Genomic DNA, 357 nt, shown 5'->3' with positions numbered 1-357 from the left:
AAGTTTTTAGTAACTGGTGTAGAGAAGTTTAAGTTTCCGCCTTTGTTTACATACCAATCTATTAATAATCTTGTAATAAAAATAGCAGTAAATAATGATGTACCAATACCTATTAATAAGGTAGTTGCAAATCCTTTAATTGGGCCTGTACCAAAAATAAATAATATTAAAGCTGTTAAACCTGTAGTAATGTTAGCATCTAAAATTGAAGACAATGCGTTACCAAAACCATCGGCAATAGAATCTTTCAACCCTTTACCTTTAGCTAGTTCTTCTCTTACACGTTCAAAAATAAGTACGTTAGCATCAACAGACATACCTATTGTTAATACAATACCCGCAATACCAGGTAATGTT

At 31.4% G+C, this 357-nt stretch carries 1 protein-coding gene; it reads right to left on the bottom strand.

Translation table 11 applies throughout. The annotated features are described in order from the left end of the window. The coding region (locus FUA24_RS04165) for an MMPL family transporter (protein ID WP_148540164.1) at positions 1–357 on the bottom strand (357 nt) is incomplete at both ends.

It is taken from the genome of Seonamhaeicola marinus (assembly GCF_008085455.1).
The sequence above is the reverse complement of the archived record's forward strand: the minus strand, read 5'-3'. Positions and strand labels throughout refer to the sequence as shown.